At 47.6% G+C, this 26,264-nt stretch carries 22 protein-coding genes and 1 tRNA gene; 18 read left to right on the plus strand and 5 right to left on the minus strand.

Annotated features, from left to right (window positions below; genetic code table 11):
- On the minus strand, positions 1-945 hold the full coding sequence (gshB, locus tag RJ32_RS10530) for a glutathione synthase (protein WP_034822102.1): 945 nt from the start codon (positions 943-945) through the stop codon (positions 1-3).
- A 10-nt stretch (positions 946-955) separates the two neighbouring features.
- Positions 956-1,687, minus strand: coding sequence for a 16S rRNA (uracil(1498)-N(3))-methyltransferase (locus RJ32_RS10535; protein WP_034822105.1), 732 nt, complete (start codon positions 1,685-1,687; stop codon positions 956-958).
- Between the two features lie 115 nt (positions 1,688-1,802).
- Between RJ32_RS10535 and metK the strand changes: the two genes are divergently transcribed.
- The 11 genes from metK (at position 1,803) to tgt (ending at position 15,579) form a co-directional block, all read left to right on the plus strand.
- Entirely contained in the window at positions 1,803-2,948 is a 1,146-nt protein-coding gene (metK, locus tag RJ32_RS10540; protein ID WP_011235442.1) for a methionine adenosyltransferase, read from the plus strand.
- 91 nt (positions 2,949-3,039) lie between these two features.
- A complete protein-coding gene (gene tkt / locus RJ32_RS10545; RefSeq protein WP_034822108.1) occupies positions 3,040-5,040 on the plus strand; it encodes a transketolase in 2,001 nt (666 codons plus the stop codon).
- On the plus strand, positions 5,041-6,066 hold the full coding sequence (gene epd, locus RJ32_RS10550) for an erythrose-4-phosphate dehydrogenase (protein ID WP_034822110.1): 1,026 nt from the start codon (positions 5,041-5,043) through the stop codon (positions 6,064-6,066).
- A gap of 18 nt (positions 6,067-6,084) precedes the next feature.
- Positions 6,085-7,266, plus strand: coding sequence for a phosphoglycerate kinase (locus tag RJ32_RS10555; RefSeq protein ID WP_034822114.1), 1,182 nt, complete (start codon positions 6,085-6,087; stop codon positions 7,264-7,266).
- Between the two features lie 30 nt (positions 7,267-7,296).
- The gene (fba, locus tag RJ32_RS10560; protein WP_034822116.1) at positions 7,297-8,361 is read left to right on the plus strand and encodes a class II fructose-bisphosphate aldolase; all 1,065 of its coding nucleotides are present in this window, start codon (positions 7,297-7,299) and stop codon (positions 8,359-8,361) included.
- Positions 8,362-8,398: 37 nt separating this feature from the next.
- Complete coding sequence (locus tag RJ32_RS10565; protein WP_051018782.1) at positions 8,399-9,184, plus strand: YdiY family protein; 786 nt, start codon at positions 8,399-8,401, stop codon at positions 9,182-9,184.
- A gap of 118 nt (positions 9,185-9,302) precedes the next feature.
- On the plus strand, positions 9,303-11,225 hold the full coding sequence (locus RJ32_RS10570) for a methyl-accepting chemotaxis protein (protein ID WP_034822121.1): 1,923 nt from the start codon (positions 9,303-9,305) through the stop codon (positions 11,223-11,225).
- A 91-nt stretch (positions 11,226-11,316) separates the two neighbouring features.
- Positions 11,317-11,997 (plus strand): TIGR00153 family protein, encoded by a 681-nt coding sequence (locus tag RJ32_RS10575; RefSeq protein ID WP_011235435.1) that lies wholly within the window; start codon positions 11,317-11,319, stop codon positions 11,995-11,997.
- 14 nt (positions 11,998-12,011) lie between these two features.
- Positions 12,012-13,283 carry an inorganic phosphate transporter gene (locus tag RJ32_RS10580; protein ID WP_034822123.1) on the plus strand — a complete coding sequence of 424 codons (1,272 nt, stop codon included), beginning with the start codon at positions 12,012-12,014 and terminating at the stop codon, positions 13,281-13,283.
- Between the two features lie 93 nt (positions 13,284-13,376).
- Positions 13,377-14,432 carry a tRNA preQ1(34) S-adenosylmethionine ribosyltransferase-isomerase QueA gene (queA, locus tag RJ32_RS10585; protein ID WP_034822125.1) on the plus strand — a complete coding sequence of 352 codons (1,056 nt, stop codon included), beginning with the start codon at positions 13,377-13,379 and terminating at the stop codon, positions 14,430-14,432.
- A gap of 31 nt (positions 14,433-14,463) precedes the next feature.
- Positions 14,464-15,579 (plus strand): tRNA guanosine(34) transglycosylase Tgt, encoded by a 1,116-nt coding sequence (gene tgt, locus RJ32_RS10590; protein ID WP_016341397.1) that lies wholly within the window; start codon positions 14,464-14,466, stop codon positions 15,577-15,579.
- Here the strand turns inward: tgt and RJ32_RS10595 are convergent.
- The gene (locus RJ32_RS10595) at positions 15,555-16,892 is read right to left on the minus strand and encodes a protein kinase (RefSeq protein ID WP_034822127.1); all 1,338 of its coding nucleotides are present in this window, start codon (positions 16,890-16,892) and stop codon (positions 15,555-15,557) included. The two genes, tgt and RJ32_RS10595, sit on opposite strands and share 25 nt — an antisense overlap.
- A 201-nt stretch (positions 16,893-17,093) precedes the next feature.
- On the opposite strand from RJ32_RS10595, the gene RJ32_RS10600 reads away from it, so the two are divergent.
- From RJ32_RS10600 to RJ32_RS10630, 7 genes are all read left to right on the plus strand, one after another.
- Complete coding sequence (locus RJ32_RS10600) at positions 17,094-17,852, plus strand: glycosyl transferase (protein ID WP_034822129.1); 759 nt, start codon at positions 17,094-17,096, stop codon at positions 17,850-17,852.
- A gap of 56 nt (positions 17,853-17,908) precedes the next feature.
- Complete coding sequence (rpsU, locus tag RJ32_RS10605) at positions 17,909-18,124, plus strand: 30S ribosomal protein S21 (RefSeq protein WP_011235429.1); 216 nt, start codon at positions 17,909-17,911, stop codon at positions 18,122-18,124.
- Between the two features lie 139 nt (positions 18,125-18,263).
- A complete protein-coding gene (gene dnaG, locus RJ32_RS10610; protein ID WP_034822131.1) occupies positions 18,264-20,009 on the plus strand; it encodes a DNA primase in 1,746 nt (581 codons plus the stop codon).
- Between the two features lie 102 nt (positions 20,010-20,111).
- Entirely contained in the window at positions 20,112-21,941 is a 1,830-nt protein-coding gene (rpoD, locus tag RJ32_RS10615) for an RNA polymerase sigma factor RpoD (RefSeq protein WP_034822133.1), read from the plus strand.
- A gap of 25 nt (positions 21,942-21,966) precedes the next feature.
- Positions 21,967-22,743: an amidohydrolase gene (locus tag RJ32_RS10620; protein WP_011235426.1), complete on the plus strand. Its 777-nt coding sequence runs from the start codon at positions 21,967-21,969 to the stop codon at positions 22,741-22,743.
- 18 nt (positions 22,744-22,761) lie between these two features.
- Positions 22,762-24,180, plus strand: a complete 1,419-nt coding sequence (locus RJ32_RS10625) for a HAMP domain-containing sensor histidine kinase (protein ID WP_034822135.1) — start codon at positions 22,762-22,764, stop codon at positions 24,178-24,180.
- A gap of 45 nt (positions 24,181-24,225) precedes the next feature.
- A tRNA-Ile gene (locus RJ32_RS10630) sits at positions 24,226-24,301 on the plus strand.
- A gap of 99 nt (positions 24,302-24,400) precedes the next feature.
- On the opposite strand, the gene RJ32_RS10635 is transcribed toward RJ32_RS10630, so the two are convergent.
- Entirely contained in the window at positions 24,401-25,342 is a 942-nt protein-coding gene (locus RJ32_RS10635) for an NYN domain-containing protein (RefSeq protein WP_034822182.1), read from the minus strand.
- A gap of 252 nt (positions 25,343-25,594) precedes the next feature.
- Positions 25,595-26,212: a DMT family transporter gene (locus RJ32_RS10640; RefSeq protein WP_235598947.1), complete on the minus strand. Its 618-nt coding sequence runs from the start codon at positions 26,210-26,212 to the stop codon at positions 25,595-25,597.
- Between the last annotated feature and the right edge of the window lie 52 nt (positions 26,213-26,264).

Below are 26,264 nucleotides of genomic sequence, written 5' to 3' on the forward strand. Positions count from 1 at the left end.
TCAATTCAGTTTTGCTTCTATTGCCTTAAAGACCTGTTCAGCAATATTAATGTCGTAGGCGTTTTCAATTTCGCGCATACAAGTTGGGCTGGTCACATTTATTTCCGTAATGCGATCACCAATAACGTCCAGGCCAACAATAATGAGCCCACGTTTTTTCAGTTCCGGTGCGACTTTACGAGCCAGAGCCCAGTCACTGTCAGATAAAGGCTGAGCGCGCCCGCTGCCTCCGGCGGCAAGGTTTCCACGGGTTTCTCCGGCGCTGGGAATACGCGCTAAAGAATAAGGCACAGGCTCACCATCAATAATTAAAATGCGCTTGTCGCCGTCTTTAATCTCTGGCAAGTACTTTTGCACCATGGCGTAGCGCTGACCTTTCTCAGTCAGAGTTTCAATAATAACGCCTAAGTTACTGCCATCGGCGCCCACTTTAAAAATTGAAGCGCCTCCCATACCGTCCAGCGGTTTTAAAATCACCTCACCATGCTTTTTATGGAAAGCTTTAATGACATCCGCTCTGGAACTCACTAGCGTGTCGGCAATAGAATCCGCGAACCACGAAGTAAAGAGTTTTTCGTTGCAGTCACGCAGGCTCTGCGGTTTATTCACCACCAGACTACCGCGTTGCTCGGCCAGTTCCAGAATCTGCGTGGCGTATAAAAACTCGCTGTCAAAAGGCGGATCTTTACGCATCATAATGACGTCAAAATCCTCCAGCGGACGGTATTCACTGTCGCTTAAGCTGTAAAAGTCCGTCTTTTGATCTTGAACGCGAACTTCCCGTGCAAAGGCCATTGGTTGACCGTTATCAATAACTAAGTCGCCCATTTCCAGATAGAAACACTGATAACCACGTGCCTGAGCTTCCAACAATAAACGAAAGCTCGTGTCTTTTTCGGTTTTAACGGTGGCGATAGGGTCCATCACCATAGCTAATTTCTTCATGTAAACTCCTTTAGCTTAAATCGCCAAACTGGTACTGCACGGCGGTTAGCGCTGAAAGCGCGGCGGTCTCTGTTCTTAGTACTCTTGGTCCTAAACGCATGGGTTTAAACCCTTGCCGCTCTGCGGCACTGACTTCAGTATCAGTGAACCCGCCCTCTGGACCAATCAATAATTGTATTCCCTTATCGGCCTGCTGGAATGACGACAACGGCTGGGTGGCGGTTGGGTCTAAGGTTAGGCGCAACCCTTCAAAGCTGCTTTCAATAAACTCAGTGAGTTGCTGTGCTGGCCTTACTTGTGGAACCACACTACGGCCACATTGCTCGCAGGCAGAATGGACAATTTTCTGCCATTGCAGCTGTTTCTTCTCCAGCCTGTCGCCACTTAATTTAACACAGCAGCGCTCACTAAACAGTGGGGTAATTTCGGTTACCCCCAGTTCTACCGACTTTTGCAGTACAAAGTCCATACGGTCACCGCGCGAAACAACTTGTGCTAAATGAACATTGACCGATGACTCAGATGCGTTAGCCTGACTGTGGGTGGCAATAAACTGTGCTGATTTTTTTTGAACCGAGGTAATTTTCGCCTCATAGTTCTGCCCGTCACCGTTAAATAAAACAATGCTATCACCTACGTTCAAACGCAATACTTTGATCAGGTGCTGGAAAGCATCCGGACTCAATTCGGTTTCAGTTTGTAAGCTTATAGAGGCGGGGTGATAAATCCGCGGTACTCGCATGTCGTCAGCCTTATTCGGACTTTTAGACGTCCAGAAGTAGAAAAAAACAGAGTGATCGGTTACATTATGCAACCAGTATTAAACGATTTCATTAAAATTAAGGAATAGTGGGCATATGTCACGTCACCTGTTTACCTCAGAGTCAGTGTCCGAAGGGCATCCGGACAAAATTGCCGACCAGATATCCGATGCAGTTTTAGATGCAATTTTAGCAAAAGATCCTAAAGCCCGTGTTGCTTGTGAAACCTACGTGAAAACCGGCATGGTACTGGTTGGTGGTGAAATTTCGACAAAGGCCTGGGTTGATGTCGAAGACTTGGCGCGTCAAACCGTAAAAGATATTGGTTACCGACACTCTGACATGGGTTTTGATGGTGCTTCGTGTGCTGTCTTAAATGCCATTGGTAAGCAAAGTGGTGATATCAATCAGGGCGTTGACCGTGCTAACCCGGAAGAGCAGGGCGCCGGTGATCAGGGCTTAATGTTTGGTTATGCCTCAAACGAAACCTCCGTTTTAATGCCTGCTCCTATTACTTACGCGCACCGGGTTATGCAGCGTCAGTCGGAAGTACGCAATAACGGTACACTGGACTGGTTGCGTCCGGACGCGAAAAGTCAGCTGACCTTCGTTTATGAAAACGGTAAGCCAGTCGCCATTGATACAGTCGTGCTTTCCACTCAGCACCGAGAAGACATTACTCAGGAAACGCTGCGCGAAGCGGTGATGGAAGAAATTATCAAGCCTGTATTGCCGGAGCAATGGGTTTCAAAAGACACACAGTTTCACATTAACCCAACCGGCCGTTTTGTGGTCGGCGGGCCTATGGGCGACTGCGGGCTGACCGGGCGTAAGATTATTGTCGATACCTATGGCGGCATGGCGCGTCATGGTGGTGGAGCCTTCTCGGGTAAAGACCCGTCAAAAGTTGACCGCAGTGCGGCTTATGCCGCGCGTTATGTTGCTAAGAACCTGGTCGCTGCGGGTCTGGCTGAACGTTGCGAGCTGCAAATTTCTTACGCCATTGGTGTGGCTGAGCCAACCTCAATTAGCATCGATACCTTTGGTACGTCTAAGCACTCAGAAGAGCAATTAATTGCGCTGGTTCGTCGTCATTTTGACTTACGTCCATATGGATTAATCAAAATGCTTGACCTGGAACGCCCAATCTATAAACAGACAGCGGCATACGGGCATTTTGGCCGGGACAACCTGCCGTGGGAACAAACCGACAAAGCTGCCGATTTACAGGCTGATATTTAAACAAAATATTGCCTATAAATTTGCTTGTACCCCCTGAAATGTGGAGAATACGCGCATCGCAAGTTGCTCTTCATCTTCCAGGGGGTTTTTCATGTCAGAACGTCAATATCTCGCCAATGCCATCCGCGCGCTTAGTATGGATGCGGTTCAGAAGGCCAAGTCAGGCCACCCCGGAGCGCCCATGGGTATGGCGGATATCGCAGAAGTTCTCTGGCGTGACTATTTAAAACATAACCCTCACAACCCAGGCTGGGCTGATCGCGACCGTTTTGTGTTATCTAACGGGCACGGGTCAATGCTAATTTACTCGCTATTGCATCTGTCCGGTTATGACCTGAGCATTGAAGACATTAAACAATTCCGTCAGTTAGACTCAAAAACCCCGGGTCACCCTGAATACGGCTACACCCCTGGTGTAGAAACCACTACCGGGCCGCTGGGCCAGGGACTTGCAAATGCCGTGGGTATGGCGCTGGCCGAGAAAGTACTGGCTGCGCAATTTAACCGCGACAACCATGAAATTGTTGATCACCACACCTACACTTTCCTGGGCGACGGCTGTTTGATGGAAGGCATTTCGCACGAAGTTTGCTCTCTGGCCGGCACTTTAGGCTTAGGTAAGCTCATTGCCTTTTACGATGACAACGGCATTTCCATTGACGGCGAAGTAGAAGGTTGGTTTACCGACGATACCGCAAAACGTTTTGAGTCTTACGGCTGGCACGTAATTAATAAAGTTGATGGACACGATTCAGCTGCCATAACCCGTGCGATTGATGAAGCCCGTGCGAATGACGACAAACCGACTCTTATTATCTGCAAAACGGTAATTGGCTATGGCGCACCGAACAAACAAGGTTCTGAAAGCTGCCATGGAGCCCCGCTGGGTGACGACGAAATTGTTGCTGCGCGTAAGCAATTGAACTGGCCGCACCAAGCCTTTGAAGTACCGGCCGATGTTTACCAAAAATGGTCTGCGGTGGATAAAGGCGCAGCAGTTGAGTCCTCCTGGAATAAGCGCTGGGTTGCGTATGAGCAGGAGTATCCGCAGCTGGCAAAAGAACTGAAGCGTCGTTTAAACGGCGAACTGCCTGAAGGGTTTGAGAATACGGTGCACAATTACGCGAAGCAGTTACAGAGCAGCCCTGAAGCGGTAGCGACTCGTAAAGCCTCACTGAACGTACTGAATGAATTCGGTCCTAAACTACCGGAACTGCTAGGCGGCTCCGCCGACTTAGCTGGCTCAAACTTAACCTTATGGAACGACGCAAAAGGTATTACTGCCGATGACGCCAGTGGTAACTATGTGTTCTACGGAGTCCGCGAGTTTGGCATGTCTGCCATAATGAATGGCGTTACTTTGCACGGCGGCTTTAAAGCCTATGGGGCTACCTTCCTGATGTTTATGGAATACGCGCGCAACGCCGTGCGTATGTCTGCGCTTATGAAGCAGCCCAGTATTTTTGTTTACACTCACGACTCTATAGGCTTGGGTGAAGACGGGCCGACGCACCAGCCGGTCGAGCAACTGGCTAACTTACGTCAAACACCAAACCTGCAGTGCTGGCGTCCGTGTGACCAGGTTGAAACAGCCGTAGCCTGGGGAGCCGCAGTACAAAGCAATAAAACTCCGTCTGCTTTAGTGTTCAGCCGTCAGGGTATGCAACAGCAAGAGCGCAATGACGACCAGTTAACGAATATTGCCCGCGGTGGTTATGTGCTGAAAGACAGTGACGGCGAGCCGGACGTTATTTTAATTGCGACAGGTTCTGAAGTTGACTTAGCCGTTAACGCCTTTGAGCAACTGACTGAAGAGGGGCACAAGGTGCGCGTTGTTTCTATGCCGTCGACCAATGTGTTTGATATTCAGGATGCTGAATACAAAGAGTCGGTGTTGCCATCGAGCGTGACTCGCCGCGTTGCCGTTGAAGCTGGTATTGCCGACTTCTGGTACAAATACGTGGGGCTTAACGGTGACGTCGTTGGCATGACAACCTTTGGTGAATCTGCTCCGGCCGGCGACTTATACAAACACTTTGGCATTACCACAGAAAACACCGTGGCTGCCGCTAAACGTTTGTTGGGAGCTTAAATGAGCGAACCGGCTCGTATTGCGATTAATGGTTTCGGCCGCATTGGCCGGAGCTTTTTGCGCGCGTTATACGAAAACGGCTATCGCGACAGCGTGCAGGTAGTGCTTATTAACGAGCCTGCGGCGTCGGAAGCGATAGCGCATTTGCTTAAATACGACTCAAGCCACGGTCGTTTTGGAGAAAAGGTAACACAGTCGGGCGATGCGCTGACGGTTGCCGGAGATGATATCGCTTTAACTCATCAGACCGAGATTGAAGCCATTGACTGGCGCGCTCATGAGGTCGATTTTGTTGTTGATTGTACCGGTGTATTTGGCAGTCAGGCCGACGGTCAGCTTTATCTGCAGCAAGGCGTAAAACGAGTGTTGTTTTCTCATCCCGGCAAGCCGGACGTTGATTTCACCGCAATTTATGGCGTGAATGAAAAAGAGCTCACCGTTGACCATAAAGTGGTGTCGAATGGCTCCTGCACAACAAACTGCATTGTGCCGGTCATTAAAGTACTGGACGATGCTTTCGGAATAGACTCCGGTGCGATTACAACCATTCACTCAGCTATGCACGACCAGCAGGTTATTGATGCATACCATCCGGATTTAAGACGAACCCGCGCCGCCGGACGTTCTATTATTCCGGTAGACACCCGGCTGGCACGAGGCATTGAACGAATACTGCCGCACTTAGAAGGCCGTTTTGAAGCCATTGCCGTGCGCGTGCCAACCACCAATGTGACCGCTATGGATTTAAGCGTTACGCTAAACAGCGACGCCACTATTGAGCAAATTAATCAGGTTTTACGTGAGCAGAGCGAGCGGCAGCTGGCGGGTATACTGGATTACACCGAAGAGCCTTTAGTTTCAATAGATTTTAACCATGACCCACATTCATCCATTGTTGATGGCACGCAAACCCGTGTTAGTCACAAGCGGCTGGTTAAGCTGCTGTGCTGGTGTGACAACGAATGGGGTTTTGCGAATCGCTTGCTGGACACAGCAAAAACGATGGCTGAACAAACAGAACATTAAGCTTAGAGAGGATATCGCATGTCTGTCATTGCTATGACTGATTTGGATTTAAGTAACAAGCGCGTACTTATTCGTGAAGATTTAAACGTTCCGGTTAAAGACGGAAAAGTCACTTCCGACGCGCGTTTGAAAGCCGCACTGCCCAGCATTCAGCAAGCGTTGAAAGCTGGCGCTAAAGTCATGGTAATGTCTCATCTGGGTCGTCCAACTGAAGGCGAGTACGACGAAGAGTTTTCGCTGCAGCCTGTTGTTGATTACTTACAAGATATGCTGGATTGCCCGGTACGCTTATGTAAAGACTACCTCGACGGTATTGAACTAAAGGCCGGGGAACTGGTAGTTTTTGAGAATGTCCGCTTTAATGTTGGCGAAAAGAAGAATAATGACGAGCTTGCTAAAAAATTAGCCAGCTTATGTGATGTCTATGTAATGGACGCTTTTGGCACCGCGCATCGAGCTCAGGCATCCACTCATGGTGTGGCTAAATACGCACCAATTGCTTGCGCAGGGCCTTTGCTGGCCGGCGAATTAGACGCTTTAGGCAAAGCACTGGAAAATCCGAAGCGCCCGCTAGTGGCTATTGTCGGTGGTTCTAAAGTATCGACAAAACTGACGGTATTAGAGTCCTTGTCCGGTGTTGTTGACCAGTTAATTGTGGGCGGCGGTATTGCGAACACTTTTGTTGCGGCGGCAGGCCATAATGTGGGTAAGTCGCTTTACGAAGCGGACTTAACCGACGAAGCTAACCGTTTAATGGCGCAGGCAAAAGCTAAAGGCGGCGACATTCCATTACCTGTCGATGTAGTAACAGGTAAAGAGTTCAGCGCAGAAGCCAAGGCAGAGACTAAAGCCGTTAATGCTGTTGCTGACGACGATATGATTTTTGATATTGGCCCTGACACCGCAGAGCAATTAGCGTCTATGCTGAAAAATGCAGGAACCATTGTCTGGAACGGGCCGGTAGGTGTGTTTGAATTTGAGCAATTTGGGCATGGTACAAAAACCATAGCCGAAGCGATTGCGCAAAGCGATGCGTTTTCAATTGCCGGAGGTGGCGACACTTTAGCAGCAATTGATCAATACGCTATCGCTGATAAGATTAGTTATATCTCGACAGGTGGTGGGGCATTCCTTGAATTCCTCGAAGGTAAAACATTACCAGCCGTTGCTATTTTACAAGAACGGGCTAACGACGCCTGAACACAAGTTTTTTAATTAAGGAGTATTTTTATGGCCCTGGTGTCATTACGACAGTTACTAGACCATGCCGCAGAACACGATTACGGCGTACCGGCGTTTAACGTCAACAACTTAGAGCAAATGCGCGCCATTATGCAAGCCGCCGATGCCACTGACAGCCCGGTTATCGTGCAGGCCTCAGCTGGTGCTCGTAAGTACGCCGGTGCACCTTTCCTGCGCCACTTAATTCAGGCTGCGGTTGAAGAATGGCCCCATATTCCGGTGGTTGTTCACCAGGATCACGGTACTTCTCCGGCGGTATGTCAGCGTTCTATCCAACTGGGCTTTAGCTCGGTAATGATGGATGGCTCATTGCTGGACGATGGCAAAACGCCTGCAGAGTACGATTACAATGTAAAAGTAACCAGACAAACCGTAGAAATGGCACACGCTTGTGGGGTTTCTGTTGAAGGCGAATTAGGTTGTCTGGGCTCACTGGAAACCGGTGAAGCTGGTGAAGAAGACGGTGTTGGTGCTGAAGGTAAGTTGTCACACGAACAGCTACTGACTGACCCTGAAGAAGCGGCGGAATTTGTTAAAGCAACAAACGTTGATGCCCTGGCAATTGCCTGTGGTACGTCACACGGTGCTTACAAGTTTACGCGTCCACCAACAGGCGATATTTTAGCCATTGACCGCATTAAAGAGATTCATCGTCGCATTCCGGGTACACACTTAGTTATGCATGGCTCATCATCTGTACCGCAGGAATGGCTGAAAATTATTAACGAATTTGGCGGCGAAATTCCGGAAACCTATGGTGTACCGGTTGAACAAATTCAGGAAGGTATCAAACATGGTGTGCGTAAAGTGAACATCGATACCGATTTACGTTTGGCTTCAACGGGTGCTATTCGTCGTCATTTGGCCGAGAATCCGTCAAACTTTGATCCGCGCAAATTCTTTACCGCGGCAACCAAAGCGATGGAAGACATTTGTCGCGCGCGCTATGAAGCCTTTGGTTGTGCGGGTATGGCGAGTAAAATAAAGCCAATTAATTTAGAAACAATGTTTCAGCGTTACGAAAACGGCGAATTAGACGCCATAGTTAAGTAACGAAGAACTTTATAAAAGATACAGATACGAGGTTAGTGTGCGACTTTCTTTATTATTCGCTAGTTTGTTTTTACCCGTTGTAGCAAGTGCGCAAACGTTTATGTTTGACGATGCTGACGACATTGATACTGAAACCGTAGAAGAGTGGGAAGCCAGCGCCGAATTCGGCCTGCTTTACACCTCAGGTAACACTGAAACAGAAAGTCTGAAAGGCAAGTTTACCGCATCGCGGGACGTGCAGAACTGGCGCCATAAAGGTGTTTTCGATTATTACACCTCGGAGCAGGAGAACCAGGATACTGGTGAGAGCGTAGAAACCGCTGACCGTATGTTTATATCGGCTCAGAGCAACTACAAGTTTGCACCAGATAGCCGTGACTCATTGTTTGTCTTCGGTTCCTATGAAGAAGATGAATTCAGTGGTTTTAACTATCAGGCTACTGTCGCAACGGGTTATGGTGCTCGTTATCGTTATGATCAAGACATTTACGCCGACTATGAAATTGGTCCGGGTTATTCACGCACCAAACCTGTGCAGGTTGAAGGTGAGCCGCCGGTTGAATCCGATGGCTCAATGATTCTGCGTGTAGCTGGTAGCTTAAACTGGAAAATCAGTGAAAACTCACGTTTCAGCGCCTTACTTTCTTCTGAAGTTGGTGAAGACAATACGAAGAGCAAAGCCGAGTTGTCAGTCTCAGCAAACATCAACAGTTCGCTGGCTATGAAGGTGTCACTGGGAGCAAACCATAACTCTCAGGTTGCTGATGAAAGTATCGAGAAACTTGATACTGAAACAGCTGTTACGCTGGTTTATTCTTTCTAAGAAAACTTAGCGTTATACCTCAGAAAACCTCAGAGCCGTGGCAATTGCCGCGGCTTTTTTCATTAAGCTGTCATAAAAACGTCTTAAGCTAGCCCGGTGATATCAACTGGGCTTATTTATGCGCGTTTCAACTTTTAGTCGTGTTTCTTCTTTTTCTTTGCTGGGCTTGTCGTTGGTGTTTTTGTCAGTGCTTATTTGGGCTAATAGTCAATTGCAGCACTTTGAACAACAGCAGAATATTTACTCATCGATAAAAGAGAAACTGATGGTTGAAGTAGTAACCGAGCTCAGTGGTTATCTGCAATCGGGGAATGCGCTTTTACTGAACCAGGCCGAGGCCTCGGTCAATGAGGTGAACGCCCAGCTTGGTACACTGAATTTAGTCTCCACTTCGGTTATGCAGGAACAGTTGGATATCATCCGCAGCAGAATATCTGACGACTACCGCGCCATAGGTAAACTCTCTGGTCAGGAGGCTGCTCTGCTAGTAAATGCCGAGCGGTCTTTATTTAACGAATTATCTCGTTTGTTTGACTACGTGCAAAAAGGTAGCAGCAATAACCCGGCGGCTGCCGAAACTTATCAAAGTATCGGTAGCGACTTAGTGTTATTAATTGCTGACCTGGTGCATACGCGGGAACGTTTATCTAATGGTGAGGCCGAGGAGCAGGCACTGGAGCAAGTGCTTACCGCTATGCAAAAAGAAATTGCCCGGCTGCAGCAATTACCCAAGCTAGGTGTAAAAGAAGAGCTGCCCGACCAGTCAATGATGCTTGTACCGCGAGAAGCCAAAGAGCTGGGGCCGAAAATCATTTCAGAAATGAACAGCTTAATTCAGCGGTACCCAAAAGAGCTGTCCTCTACATTACAGCTTATTCAGTCGAGACGTGAAGCCTTTGCTTCGATTTCCGATGACATTGCCAACATTCAGTCACTGGCTGTAAAGGTAGAGCAGAGTCTCTTGAAAGATCAGCAAGCCAGCCTGATGCAGATAAAGCTGAGTCTTGTGGCCTTGGTGGCGGTGCTGTTGGTGTTTGCCATACTGAACTTTGTGTTACTTAAACGCATGGTTCTGACGCCTCTGCGAAGCTTACGCAATGCCATGGAGACTTTGTTGGTTAAGCAGGAACTCAACTATTTACCTAACGCCGATCGTGACACCGAGATGGCGGAGATTGCCCGGTTCTTTAACGGCATACTTGAACAGACTCAGCGTAGCGACGAGGAAAAGTCTCAGCAAATGACGGTAGTTAATGAAGCGTTGAAGCGGGTAATACAAGAGTTACAGCAGATTGTGCAATCCTCTGCCGATACGCAGTCATCCGCATCGGATACTATTCACGGTATTACTGAACTGAGCGAATTAACTGAAGAATTAAACCAGTGCACCAATACTCTGGAAAAGAATGCGCTAGATACCCAAGACTCAATGAAACAGAGTCGCCAACATATTCTTAAATTAAGAGACGCCTCAGAGCTGAATGAAAAAGCGATTGAGACGGCCAAACGCTCCGCCGAAGAGCTGGACCATTCGGTAAATGAGGTAAAAGACGCGCTGTCCATTATTTCAGGCATTGCCGATCAAACCAATTTACTGGCGCTGAATGCCGCCATTGAAGCTGCCAGAGCGGGAGAGCAAGGGCGCGGTTTTGCAGTGGTGGCTGACGAAGTCCGGCAGTTGGCGCAGAAAACACAGTCCTCTCTTGGTGGTATTAACGACTCTCTGAACCAACTGACGGACGCATCGCTTTCCATTGAAAAAGGCTACCAGGACATTGCCGAGGCAAGTCATTCGCAACAGCAATTCGTTGAACGCCTGGTAGAAACTGCAAATGAGGTTTCTGCTCAGGCGCAGGCTTCAACCGAGGAAGCTAAAACTTCATTTCGGTTGGCGGAGCAGCAAACAGACAAAGTTAACGGATTCTCAGTGCAGTTACAGCAATTAGTCAACGAAATGGACAACGCACACCAGTTGTTAAGACAAGTGGAAGCTGAAGTGGATACTCAGCGAACTCAAATAGAACGGGCGTTCAGCGAGTGATGAATTAATCAAATCTTACGGTTCCCTTTACCTTTAGATTTCGCTAACATTCGCCGCAGCTAACATCGGCTGAAAAAAATCGGATAATGTTATGTCAGTGAACTCATTTCTTGGGGTATTTGCAAAGTCCCCTATTAAACCGATGATTGAGCACATGGACGAAGTGCACCGCTGCGCTTATGCGCTTAAAGATTTCTTTAAAGCGGTTTATTCGAAGGATTGGAAAAGCGCAGAAGTGGCTCGTGCAACCATCGTAAAACACGAATCAACCGCGGATGATATGAAGCGTAAAATCCGTTTGAACCTTCCCAGTGGCTTATTTATGCCTGTAGAGCGAGCGGACTTGCTTGAGCTGGTTTCTCAGCAGGACAAAATTGCCAATAAAGCCAAAGACATCTCCGGTCTGGTTACGGGGCGTGAGTTGATTATCCCGGAACCACTGATTAAAGATTTTGATGCTTACTTAAACCGTTGTCTGGATGCGACCGATAAAGCCCGCGAAACCATCGGCGAGTTTGATGACTTGCTGGAAACTGGTTTTAAAGGACGCGAACGAGACCTTGTCGATAACTTCATTATAGAACTTGATGCCATTGAAGCCGACACCGATCAACTTCAAATTAAACTGCGTCAGGATCTACGTAAAATCGAGCTCGATATGAACCCTGTAGATGCGATGTTCTTATACCGTATTCTTGACTGGGTTGGCGACTTAGCCGACCTGGCTGAACGAGTCGGTGCACGTTTCGAACTAATGCTAGCGCGCGTCTAAGCGGAGTCTGATTTATGGATATTATTTCTAGCTATAGCGTCCTGCTTATCGGGATGGCCGCGGTTTTCGGTTTCTTTATGGCCTGGGGTATCGGCGCAAATGATGTTGCCAATGCTATGGGTACCTCCGTTGGATCCAAGGCGCTGACCATAAAGCAGGCGATTGTTATCGCAATGGTTTTTGAGTTTGCGGGGGCTTACCTGGCGGGTGGTGAGGTTACCTCAACCATTCGGAAGGGGATTATTGACTCGGCTTACTTTGTCAATCAGCCAGAACTGCTTGTGTTCGGTATGATTTCAGCGTTATTAGCTGCCGGGTTCTGGCTCTTAATTGCCTCTTATCTTGGCTGGCCGGTATCAACCACTCACTCCATTATTGGTGCCATTGTTGGTTTCTCTGCTGTCGGCGTTAGCATGGAGTCGGTACAGTGGGCAAAAGTCGGGGGGGTGGTTGGAAGCTGGGTCGTCACTCCGGCCATATCCGGGTTCATTGCTTACCTCATATTTATGAGTGCACAGAAGCTCATTTTTGACCGCTCTAATCCGTTAGCAATGGCCAAGCGTTATGTTCCTTACTATATGGGGTTAGCGGGCTTTGTGTTGTCGCTGGTCACCATCAAAAAAGGTCTTAAGCACGTAGGGCTGAATCTTGGCAGCATTGAAGGTTTCCTGTGGGCATTAGGTATTGCGGTACTGGTGTTTGCTATCGGAAAGTTTGCCATTGGACGTCTTAAATTTAACCCCTCAGACGACAAAGACATGCACTACACCAACGTAGAGAAAGTCTTTGCAGTACTGATGGTGGTCACTGCCTGTGCGATGGCTTTCGCGCATGGCTCAAATGACGTGGCTAACGCTATTGGTCCTCTTGCTGCAGTGGTGAGTGTGGTAACCAGCGGTGGTGATATTGGCAGTAAAGCGACATTGGCCTGGTGGGTTCTGCCTTTAGGTGCGGTTGGTATTGTTGCTGGTCTGGCTATGCTGGGTAAACGTGTTATTGCCACCATTGGTAATGGTATTACGCACTTAACCCCCAGTCGTGGTTTTGCGGCGGAACTTGCTGCTGCGTCAACCGTGGTTCTTGCCTCAGGTACCGGGCTACCAATTTCTACTACCCAGACTCTGGTAGGTGCGGTGTTAGGTGTCGGTATGGCGCGAGGCATTGCCGCTCTTAACCTCGGTGTTGTGCGTAACATCGTTATATCCTGGGTAGTTACACTGCCTGCAGGTGCTATTATGTCGATTGCTTTCTTCTACATTTTAAAAGCAATTTTCGGCGTAGCATAAACTTGCGATAAACAGGCAGCCTGCAACAGTGACAGGCTGCCTACTTTCCAGTAAAATCCGCGCTTCACTACATCTCGCAATTACAGCACGGATATGTCAGATACCAATCATTCTACTTTAAAAGTCAGTGACTTTTCATTTGAGCTACCCGATGAGCTTATTGCCCGCTATCCGCAGGAGCAACGTAGTGCCAGTAGGTTGCTCTCGGTAAAAGCCAGTGAAAACAGCATTGAGCATAAACACTTTAAAAATATTGTGGATGAGATAAACGCCGGTGACTTGTTGGTGTTTAATGACACCCGGGTTATTCCTGCGCGTTTGCTGGGCGAAAAAGTGTCCGGTGGTAAAGTCGAGGTTCTGGTCGAGCGACTACTGGATGACCATAGGGTGCTTGCGCATGTCCGTGCTAACCGCGCTCCCAAAGCGGGTGCTGAATTGCTGTTGGAAGGCCACGTAAAGATAACCATGCTGGCGCGCCACGACGCACTCTTTGAACTGAAGTTTGAACATGACAAGACGGTACTGGAACTGCTTGAGCAATACGGGCATATGCCTTTGCCGCCGTACATTGACCGTCCGGATGAAAGCTCTGATAAAGAGCGTTACCAAACCGTTTATAACCGCGAGCCGGGTGCTGTTGCTGCCCCTACCGCCGGTCTGCATTTTGACGACGAGATACTGCAACAGCTGCGCGATAAAGGCGTGAACTTTGCCTATGTGACTCTGCACGTAGGCGCCGGAACCTTCCAGCCGGTGCGTGTGGAAGACATTAACGACCATGTTATGCATAGCGAATACGCGAAAGTCAGTGCTGAAACCTGTAACGCCATTAAGCAGACCAAAGCCTCGGGTGGCCGGGTTATTGCTGTAGGCACAACTTCGGTTCGTTCGCTGGAATCGGCCGCTCAGGCATCAACTGATGAAAGCATAAAACCGTTTTTTGATGACACCGATATTTTTATTTATCCGGGTTATGAATTTAAAGTGGTCGATAGCATGATAACCAACTTTCACCTGCCCGAGTCCACGCTCATTATGCTGGTTTCGGCATTTGTTGGTCGTGATTTAATTATGAAGGCTTATAATGAAGCCATTAAAGAGCGCTATCGCTTTTTTAGCTACGGCGACGCCATGCTGTTACAGCGCTAAACTTAATACACTGAAGTGAATACTTATGACAATGAAATTTGAATTAGACAAAACCAGTGGTCGCGCGCGTCGTGGGCGCATGGTATTTGAACGTGGAACCGTAGAAACGCCAGCGTTTATGCCGGTAGGTACTCTGGGTACCGTAAAAGGTATGACACCAGAAGAGGTAAAAGACACCGGCGCACAAATCTGCCTGGGTAATACCTTTCACCTAATGCTGCGTCCGGGGACGCAAATTATCCAGCAGCATGGCGACTTGCACGACTTTATGAACTGGGACAAGCCTATTCTGACCGACTCCGGCGGTTTTCAGGTGTTCAGTCTGGGTGAGCTTCGTAAAATTACCGAAGAGGGCGTGACTTTCCGTTCGCCCATTAACGGTGAGAAAATACTGCTGACCCCGGAAAAGTCTATGCAGGTTCAACGCGAGCTGGGTTCAGATATTGTCATGATATTTGATGAATGCACGCCGTTTCCTGCCACGCAGGCAGAAGCACGCAGTTCAATGGAGCTTTCGTTGCGCTGGGCCGAACGCTCTAAACAAGAACACGGTGAGAGCAAAGCCGCGTTGTTCGGTATTATTCAGGGCGGCATGTACGAAGAGCTGCGCGATATTTCTCTGAAAGGTCTGACCGATATCGGGTTCGACGGTTACGCTATTGGTGGTTTGTCGGTAGGTGAGCCGAAAGAAGATATGATGCGCATTTTAGAGCACACTGCGCCGCAAATGCCCGAGCAAAAACCTCGCTATTTAATGGGTGTGGGCAAGCCGGAAGACTTAGTTGAAGCCGTGCGTCGCGGCATTGATATGTTCGACTGCGTTATGCCAACGCGTAACGCGCGTAATGGTCACTTATTTATTAGCACTGGCGTAGTAAAAATTCGTAATGCAGTGCACCGTACAGACACCTCTCCGCTGGATGAAAACTGCGACTGCTACACCTGCAAAAATTATTCGCGGGCGTATTTGCACCATTTGGATCGTACCAATGAGATGTTGGGGTCACGCCTGAATACCATTCATAACCTGCGCTTTTATCAAAAAGTAATGAGTGATATGCGCGACGCACTGGATGCCGGTACTTTTGATGACTATGTAAAAGAGTTTTACCGCTTAAGAGATCAATCCGTCCCGGCACTGGACTGAGACTTATCGATTTCAGTACGTAATTGCTGGTAGCGATCGACATCAGGCTGGTGCTTGATCGCTGCTTCTACTGAACTCAGCGCAGATGCTTTCCATCGTTCAACTAAATGTGGTTGTTCGCTATTAAGTTCAGCGAGACCTAAATACATTTCTGCCCGCAAATAATGGGCAGCCGCTTTTTCTTCATAGATATCCGGGTTACCCAGTTCATTAATGGCATTAAGCAGCATAGTCGTGCGTTGTGAGCGGGTAAAAATGTTGTCTGAACTTAGCACAAAATGAGCGCGTTCAGAGTGGTACTTAAGCAGCTCAGGACTGCTTGCTACAGCGTCGTCGAAGTGGGTAAGCGCTAACTCAGCCTGCTCCGCTGCCTGTTGAAGCTGGCCGCCGTTGGCAAGATGTCGTGAATAATGAGCAAAAACAAGCGCATGTGCGTATTGGTTCTGTTCAACCGAGTAACCATCCAGCAAATGTCGGTTTGTCTGCTCCCGCAAAAAAATGAACAAGACAAAAATAATAACCAAAATGGCAGCACCACCAGCCCCCAGCCAGAAGAAACGTTTTCTTAACTGATAGTTTCGGAGCCAGCCATCAAGCTCCTGCTGAAGCTCACGGCAATGTTGAAAGCCCTCGTTCGGTTCTGCGGAGAGTGCCTTCTTTATTATGCGACTGAGTTCGGCAGGAAGTCGGTTACGGTGCGCTATTGGACGCAGAAAAAACTGCTCCGGCTTCATGTTGGTCAGTAACAACAACAATAACGCGCCCAGTTGGTATATATCGCGCTTAATGGTTGTGGGTGAACTCGGCGCTGCAATACTCAAATCAACCAGAACCGCGGAATTATTGCTCTCGCCTTCAGCTTTGTCTGCTGAGCGGATCATAATGTTCTGGGCGGTAATATCGTTGTGAGCGTAACCGGCCTCGTGCATACGACAAACCCCGTCAGTAAGAGATTTAACCACTTTGGCGGCGTCATAAACAGACAGGCAACTGCGTTGTTTGCTTAAAGGTTTTCCTTCAATGTACTCAAGCACCATAAATAATGAAGAAGAAGAAACTTCCGGCTCGCCAACATCAAACACGCGACAAAGAGCAGGGTGGTCAACGCTGGATAGCAAACGCGCTTCATTTACCAACCTGTGCCGACTGACAATAGAGGGCGAGCGGGCAAACTTAATTGCAACCGTGCGTTTTAAACGCTGGTCGTAGGCTTTATAGACCAGGCCACTACCACCTTGCCCCAGTAACTTTATCGACTGGTAACGTGCTGGTATTGGATAGGGAAAATTGTTGTCCGGATGTACTTCAGCCAAACTTTTATCCTTACTACTTAAGCTCAAATCCAGTCTAACGATGACAAACACCAAACAACAGGTTTTGAGGAAGAGCTTACAGTGTATGCATTAAATGACGTCAATTGACATCAAATAAAAATAATTGGTCTATTGCTTAAAAAATATTCTAGATAGGCTATGATAAGTTTCATAAAAATAATAAAGCAGGGGTTAACACTGATGCGGGAAAACAGCGATGTTTTGGCAAACAGTGGATTCAGGCAGTCCGTCGAAGTCCAAATTAAAGATAACCAGAGCTATAAACGTTTAAATATGACGCTGGTGGGTCAACAGCATCCCGATTATCTTATTCTGGAACTTTCCAGACAGTATTGCTGGCAAGATATCTTGCCAATGCTGGCTACAGAAAAGAATGTTGCAATAAAAACGGTCTCTCCAAAAGGCGAGCAGGTAACCGGCGTGGTCGACATTCTCCACATTACTCAATACCCACAAAAACTTTTGTTTGTCAGTTACCCCAGAAATGCCAGTGTGGAAATTCTGCGGTCGTCACCAAGGGTTGGCGTAAATTGCGATGCAAGACTCCAGCTGCAGCTAAAAGATAAACTCGGTGAGCCTCTTACCGGTAAAATTGTGGATATTTCCAATAAAGGTATCGCATTTAATTACTTTGGCACCTCGCCGGTTAATATCGAGGACAGCAGAGGCTTAGAAGCTGAAGTCAGAGTCAAAACTGACGACGAAACCATTTTGCTTCAGCAACTGATAACCCGAAGTATTCGGTCGGTCGGCCCGCAGTTATGGCAACTCGGTTTGTCGTACAAAGAAAAACCAAATAATTTACAGGATTTAGTCAGTAAGCTTTTCCTTCACTCTACGCCAGTCCGCGAACTGCTTAGCGATAATGACCCTGGATGGGATGCTTCGGATAACACTTTACAAGGCGAATCTGAGTCGGTACAATTCAGCACCAATTGAACCCGTAGTGGTTAATTTTTAACCGAAACAGATAATTTACCCGAGGTGATTTTTTAATGCCAGTCGTTAAAGTGAAAGAAAACGAGCCGTTTGACGTAGCTTTGCGTCGCTTTAAGCGCTCTTGTGAAAAAGCAGGTGTTCTCTCTGAAGTTCGTCGTCGCGAGCACTATGAAAAGCCGACTTCAGAGCGTAAGCGCAAGAAAGCTGCTGCGGTAAAGCGTCACGCGAAAAAACTGTCTCGTGATAACGCTCGTCGTACTCGTCTTTACTAAGACCATACCTACGACAATTTGAGTGTTCACTTTTCCGTAAAGTGCTGAAAGCCGTGACTATATCGTCGCGGCTTTCGTGTTTCTGCTACTTTTTGTTTTCGCAACTTTCTTGTTTTCGCAACTTCGGTATTGAAACAATATGGCAGGCCTGATCCCCAAAAGCTTTATCCATGATTTGCTCGAACGAGCAGACATTGTTGAAATAGTTGATAGCCGCGTACCGCTGAAAAAGGCCGGTAGAAACCATCAGGCCTGTTGCCCGTTCCATAATGAGAAAACGCCGTCGTTTACCGTTAGCCAGGATAAGCAGTTTTACCATTGCTTTGGCTGTGGGGTGCACGGTAACGCTATTGATTTTCTAATGGAATTTGACGGTTTAAACTTTCCCGATGCGGTGGAAGAACTGGCCGGCATTATGGGAGTTGAGGTTCCTCGGGAACAACCGGAGAACCCTCAGTTAGCACAAAAGAAACAGCAACAGATGCAGGACGACTCCGAGCTTATGAGTAAAACAGCTCGTTTTTTCCAGCATCAGTTAAAGCACCATGAAAACTCAAATCGGGTTATAGACTACTTAAAAGGTCGGGGCTTAAGCGGCGAAACGGTAAAACGTTTTCAAATTGGCTATGCACCCGACGCCTGGGACGGCCTGCTAAGCACATTTGGCAGCTCGGCCCCACAACGCCAGCAGTTACTGGAATTAAAGCTTATTAACCGTAACGAGAAAGGCCGGCATTACGACTTTTTTCGTGACCGGGTCATGTTTCCTATTCATGACCGGCGTGGCCGGGTGGTGGGCTTTGGTGGTCGCATTATTGATGGCGACGGACCTAAGTACTTAAACTCTCCGGAAACCCGCCTGTTTCACAAAGGCAGTGAGTTATACGGTTACTGGCATATGCAACAGGCCGTAAGGAAACCAGAACAGGTTTGTATTGTCGAAGGGTATATGGACGTGGTGGCTTTGTCCGAAGCGGGCATTCACTACGCCGTTGCGTCGTTGGGTACGGCTACTACCAGTGAACAATTACAGCGTTTATTCCGTACTAGTGGCAGAATTGTTTGTTGTTACGACGGTGACCGCGCAGGCCGCGACGCTGCCTGGCGTGCATTAGAAAATGCGTTGCCACTGTTGCGCGACGGCCTGGATATGGCGTTTCTGTTCTTGCCGGAAGGTGAAGACCCAGATTCAGTTGTGCGCGAGCACGGTGCCGAAGCCTTTGAGCGTGAATTAAAAAAGGCGACACCATTCACTGAATATTTCTTCGAGCATTTACAGGCCGACATTGACGTTAGTAGCGATGCCGGACGCTCTCAATTACTGAATATTGCAAAACCCTTAATTGAGAAAGTGGCGAGTGAATATTATCGCGACACCTTAATGCAGCGGTTAGCAGAAAAGCTTCGCCGCGAAACGTCGCAACTGGAGCGTCAGTTTGAAAAGCCGCAACGTCAGTCGCGACCAAAAGAAAGCGTAAAAATGACGCCGTTACGCAAAGCCATTGCTTTGTTACTGCAATACCCGCAACTGGCGCAATCGGTTCCGGTTCGTGAGGAACTACGAGAACTGCAGGTTAGCGGCATTGATTTACTAATAGCTTTGCACAAGCAGTGTGCAGAACGCCAAATGACCACGGCGCAGGTGTTAGAAGGCTGGCGCGATACCGAGTATTACCAGCCTTTGCTGAAACTCGCGTTATGGCAACATCAGCTTGACGAAGATAACGTTGAGCAAGAATTTAACGATATATTTATTTATCTAATTGACCAATATTTTGAGCAGCGCGCGAACGCACTTTTAAAGAAAGAGCAGGAAGGTGCATTAACACGAGTTGAGCGTCAGGAATATCAGACGCTGATTCAGTATTTAAGTAAGGCAAGATAGTACATCAGGGTACGCCTTACGCTAGCTTCAAAATCAGTATTCTGATATACTATTTGGTCATTTTGGATACTCTACATTCACAGTCACAGGTGGAACGTCTGTATGCAGCAGAATCGGCAATCGCAACTTAAGGTCCTTATTGCGAAAGGCAAAGAACAAGGGTTTTTGACATTTGCTGAGGTCAATGACCATTTACCGCAGGAAATTGTTGATTCCGATCAGGTTGAAGACATTATTCGCATGATCAACGACATGGGTATTCGCGTGTTTGAAAGCGCACCCGATGCCGATGATCTGATGATGGCAGAAAGTGCTGCAGATGAAGACGCTGCCGAAGAAGCTGCGCAAGCATTAGCCTCTGTCGATGGCGAAATTGGCCGCACAACTGACCCAGTGCGCATGTACATGCGTGAAATGGGGACCGTTGAGCTACTGACTCGTGAAGGCGAAATTGACATTGCCAAGCGTATTGAAGAAGGCATTAACCAGGTTCAGTGCTCTGTTGCAGAATACCCGGAAGCCATTAACTTCTTGCTTGAGCAGTGGGACTCTTACGAAGCCGAAGAGCTGCGCTTAACCGACATTATTTCCGGATTCATCGACCCAGACGAAGTAGACGAAGCGCCTGTAGCCGCTACTAACGTTGGTTCTGAACTTCCAACCGAAGAGCTGGAAAAATCAGACGACGATGATGACGAAGACGAGGAAGAAGCGGATACTGGTATTGATCCGGAATTTGCACGCAGCAAATTTAATGCACTGCGCGAACAATACGAAGCTACACGTCAGGCGATTGCTAAGCATGGCCGTGATGGTGCCGGTGCTCGTGTTGAAATCGATAAGTTAAGCGACTTATTCAAACAGTTCCGTTTGGTTCCTAAGCAATTTGACCGTTTGGTTAAAGACATGCGTGCCATGATGCAGCGTGTTCGTGTGCAGGAACGTATTATTATGAAGATAAGCGTTGAACAGGGCGAAATGCCTAAACGCAACTTCATGAAAGCTTTTGCTACCCATGAAAACAACATGGCCTGGGTTGATAAAGAAATTGACTCTGGTGCAAGCTACTCCGACACATTGAAAGAAGTGCGCGGCGAAATTGAACGCTGTGTAAACAAGCTGGTTGATGTTGAACGCGAAACTGGCTTAACCATTGGTAAAGTTAAAGAAATTAACCGTCGCATGTCCATTGGCGAAGCCAAAGCGCGCCGTGCGAAAAAAGAAATGGTTGAAGCTAACCTGCGTTTGGTTATCTCCATTGCGAAAAAATACACCAACCGCGGCTTACAGTTCCTGGACTTAATTCAGGAAGGTAACATTGGTTTGATGAAAGCCGTGGACAAATTCGAATACCGCCGTGGTTATAAGTTCTCAACTTATGCAACCTGGTGGATCCGTCAGGCAATTACCCGTTCAATTGCGGACCAGGCGCGTACTATTCGTATCCCGGTTCATATGATTGAAACCATCAATAAGCTGAACCGTATTTCTCGCCAAATGTTGCAGGAAATGGGCCGCGAGCCACTGCCGGAAGAACTGGCAGAGCGCATGATGATGCCGGAAGACAAAATTCGCAAAGTACTGAAAATAGCGAAAGAACCTATTTCAATGGAAACCCCAATTGGCGACGATGAAGATTCGCATCTGGGTGACTTTATTGAAGACAGCACGCTGGACTTGCCAATTGACTCGGCAACATCAGAAAGCCTGCGTAACTCGGTTCGCGATGTGCTTGGTGGTTTAACGGCACGTGAAGCGAAAGTATTGCGTATGCGCTTTGGTATTGATATGAATACCGACCATACTTTAGAAGAAGTGGGCAAGCAGTTTGATGTGACGCGTGAACGAATTCGTCAAATTGAAGCCAAAGCATTAAGAAAGCTTCGCCATCCAAGCCGCTCAGAGCAGCTTAAATCGTTCTTGGATGAGTAAGATATTCTCTGACAAAGGAGGCAGCATGGGTAACAACCGTGACAATTGGCCGAAACGTATTATTGACTCGCATTTACACATTTATGATGACGAGTTTCCGCTAATTGAAAACCAAGGTCATATCCCTGAGCCTTTTTACATTGATGACTATCGTAACCTGGTACGTGGCATGCCTATTGAAGGCGGAGTCATTGTGTCAGGTTCGTTCCAGGGTTTTGAACAGCGCTACCTGAAAGCCGCGCTGGAAAACCTGGGCAACAACTTTGTGGGTGTTACCCAGTTGCCGGGAACTGTTAGCGATGAAAAAATTCAGCAGTTGAAAGAGCACGGCATTCGCGGTGTGCGCGTTAACTTGAAGCGCGGTGTGCATCGTGATATTGAAGGTATTGTTGATTTTGGTAAGCGCATTTGGGACTTAGCCGGATGGCACCTGGAAATCTATGTTGACAGCCGCGAGCTGGACGACATGGTTCCTACTCTGCTTAAACTGCCGAAACTCAGTGTTGACCACCTAGGTATGGCGAAGTCGGGCTTGTCTCAGGTTCGTCGTTTAGCCGAAGGTGGCGTAAAAATTAAAGCCAGTGGTTTTGGTCGTACTGAAGTGAATATTGAAGAGGCCATTAAAACCCTGAATGAAACGAACCCGGACGCGTTGATGTTTGGTACCGATTTACCGGGCACACGCAGTAATCGTTCATTCGAGCCTTCAGATATCACCAATATTGTGAATGCTCTGGATAGCGAAGAGGCAGTTGATAAAGTCTTTTATCAAAATGCCCGCAGTTTTTACAATTTACCTTAAAAATAGAGAGTGAGGTAAGTGCAGTCTCTCTCATCTCACACTAAACATAACCGCCGTCTGGCTATTGCGTTAATTGCAGTGGCTGTCGGCGGTTTGCTAGTTGCGTTCTGGTTTTCTGCAGGCGAAACCCTGCAGCGCAATCAAAATGCCATGAGTCGCTCCTGCCAGAATGTGCAATTAGCGGTAAATAGCCTGTTCCCTGCTTCTGAATCACCGCAACAACAAGTAGCCAACCCCGACTTAATGCATCAGGCGCTCAGCGACGCTATAGCTGACACTAAGGGCGTTAAAGGTGGTTTCTGGCACACAGCCCAAGGCTTTATGGGATTTGCATTCCCAACCAGCGGCAGTAGCGCCTCGGAAATTGGCATTAGTAATGACGATGTTCCTATTGTTCGTTCCGCAGTACAGCGCTCTTTAGAGCAGCAACGCGAGGTAGTTTCGGTACAGTCGAATGACCGTGTGGCAACCGTGGTCGCCGCCTGCCCCGAGACCAACCATTACAACCTGGGCATTTGGCTGAAAAAAGAAGTGCAGCTGGTACCGGCAGACTTCTCTATTATTGTCAGCGTACTCTTTGTTTTGCTGGCCATTATTGGTGGCATATTGGTGGTGTGCGAGTCGGTGTTTAACCGCAACTGGCACTCTGAACGTGACCGCATTGTGGTGCAGGCCGAAGACAGCTCTCAGGCCGTTACCGTTACCACCGAGATACCAGAAATTCAGCCATTATTGCTGTTGTTGTACCAGGCGCGTCAGAAAATTCAGGCCAAAGAGCGTGAGCTTAGCCAGCAGATGAACAAAGTTATTATGGCTAACCAGAAAACCCTGGTAGGGCGCATTGCGCGCTCAATGACAGCGCTGGTATTAGCCGATTTGGAAGACATGCAGCGCAAGCTCTCAAAAATGAGTGAAGACGACATTAAGGGCAAGGTTTCGCAGCTAACCGAACTGTTTAATTCGTTTGAGAAAGTTACCTCAGAAATGGGCAATGGCAAAGCCGTGTCACTGGATGTAGAAGACTTTCTGCAGAACCTGGCCGACTACCACGAAGGCCATAGTAACGAAAAAGATATTACGCTAACCGCCATAGCAGAAAAAGGGCTGAAGCTAGAGGCTGACCCCTTACTTGTGCGTTTTGCAATGGACTATTTAATACGCCATATAATGAGCTTTGTGCCGGTAAATTCCGAAATTATGTTGCAGGCAACTGCTGAAGAAAACTTTATAAAAATTGCCGTTAGCGACGAAAGCACGGGCATAGAAGAGAAAAACAAGCATTTACTTTTCCACGCCGACGAGCTGGCACCAACCCAGTATGGCATAGGGCTTAAGGTAGTGCGGGACACACTGCACAGCCAGGGTGGCGACATCAGTTATGAAAAAGTTGATAAAACTTCACGATTTAACGTGCTGATACCCATGACAAAAGCCTAAAAAGTTCGTATAATTTGCGCCGCTTCACAGCTTCCAATCAAAAATGGCCCCTTAGCTCAGTGGTTAGAGCACCCGACTCATAATCGGTTGGTCCCCAGTTCAAATCTGGGAGGGGCCACCATTTTTAAAGGCTTTCAGTATTAGTTATTACTAATGAAAATTAGTTGGTGAGTCGATGGTTTAACTACAAGATTAATGTCGATTTAACTAACACTGTCAATTAGAGTCGTGAGCGTTTATAGGCCGCATAGGCTTGAACGTGCTGTAGAATGATTTTTAGCGAATCTTTATTGTCTAGCTGGTCGCAGGGTAAGCCGTTAATATTCTCAAGATCTTCCGATGGATAAAGTGGTTTTTCAAGCCACTTCCAAGCTTTAGCAGGACTTGCTTCTAGGGTTTTATCACTTAAAATTGATATAATTTTTTCAATTTCTTCGGGGTGCTTGAACCAGCTAAAAGGCCTTATTGCCGATTTTCTTGCGCCTCGAACGCGGCAAGGCATCTGAGACTGAGCAAGCTCACATTCATCTATAAAATGAATAGTCCAATCGGATAGGGTGCTTAAGCTATTATTGGGTTTACGGTAGTCTTCGTACCGTTTTATAGGAATAACAACACCTATTTGTATTTGACGATGACGGTTTAGTTTGTTGTATTCTCGAATTTTCTTTAGAGCAGGTACAAAGTCTGTGTCGTTCGTTACAAAAACGACTTGTTCTAGCTCTGGTTCCATCATCGCGTCGTAAACAGCTTCAAGCGCAAGGTGAACATCACTTTGTTTTTCTTCCATTTTCCAGATTTTAATGCGTTCAGAAGCGCGTGGCTCTAACTCCCTACCGTCGTTACCGTACTCTACTTTAGGGAATTTTGTTTTATCAATTGAGTAGCTACCTTTGAAGGTTTCCAGACGGTCACCCAAGTGGAGCTTGAGAGCTAAGTGATAAGCACGTTGATCATTAAGAGAATTGGAGTCAGCAGCTGCTCGTTGACTAATTTCAGCTGTGAAAAATTTAACTGCAAGCGGGTCTAACTTCGAATTCGGAGCGCCTGAGCGAGTGAGAAGTTTTTCAGATAACGAGACTGGGTTAAGCCATTTATAGGGAGTCCCCTTTAAACAGCCAAAATACAAATTGTAGCCATCGATATAAATTCTTGTTCTCAAACTTTCCATCCCTGAAATGAAAAAACCGACGCAAAGGTCGGTTCTTTCGCCCAACTCCAGGGGTCTGTATGTCGCCACGCGTGGAAGATGGGTAAGTTGTTGTATAAAGTTATACTATTAGTTGACAATCTGCAAGGTGTTTTACGTAAAATCTTTCTAGCGATCTTCGAATTTAAAAAAATCTGTGAATTGTAGTGGTCAACTAAATGTGGTCACTTAATTAGAAGCACTACTGTCACGCTAAAACACATCTCACCCCATCCGCGCAAAACGCTGCTGTCGCCAATGAGTTAGTCGGGGCAGTAGCAGTCCTGAAATGACAACCGCCATACCAAGCAGCTGCAAACCGGTAACGTTCTGGCCAAAAGTTACGGCCGTAAGTGCAGCGAAAATGGGCACGAAGTTAAAAAACAAAGAGGCATTTGCTGCACCAAGCTGTTTGACGCCGGAAATCCATAAAAGGTAGCCACCCACGGTGCCAAAAACACCAATAAAGAGTAAGTCGGCTAAGACAATTTGGCTTATTGCCAGGCTTTCCTGAACAGGGTGGGCTTCCGCGCTAAACGCCGCTACTACAGAAATAACGCCAAGGCCGGCTAACATGCCAATAAAGGTATAGGGGATCATGGGCATCCAGCGGCTAATGCCTTGCGTTAAATAGGTGTACAGGCTCCAGCACAGCATACCTAAAAAGATGATCTGGTCGCCGTGGTTGAATTCAAAACTGAGTAAGCGTTTCAGTTCGCCGTTGGTCAGCACAAGCAACACGCCCGACAAGCACACCACCAGGCTGAATACGGCGCCGCGGGTCAGCAGCTTACGCTGTAATAAAGAACCAATTAGCGATGTGGTTAACGGGCTTAGCGCCATAATCAAAGCGCAACTCACTGGATTGGCCGACAGTTAACCAATATTCGTTTTG

Source organism: Idiomarina sp. 28-8, from assembly GCF_000320945.2.
Classification (GTDB): domain Bacteria; phylum Pseudomonadota; class Gammaproteobacteria; order Enterobacterales; family Alteromonadaceae; genus Idiomarina; species Idiomarina loihiensis.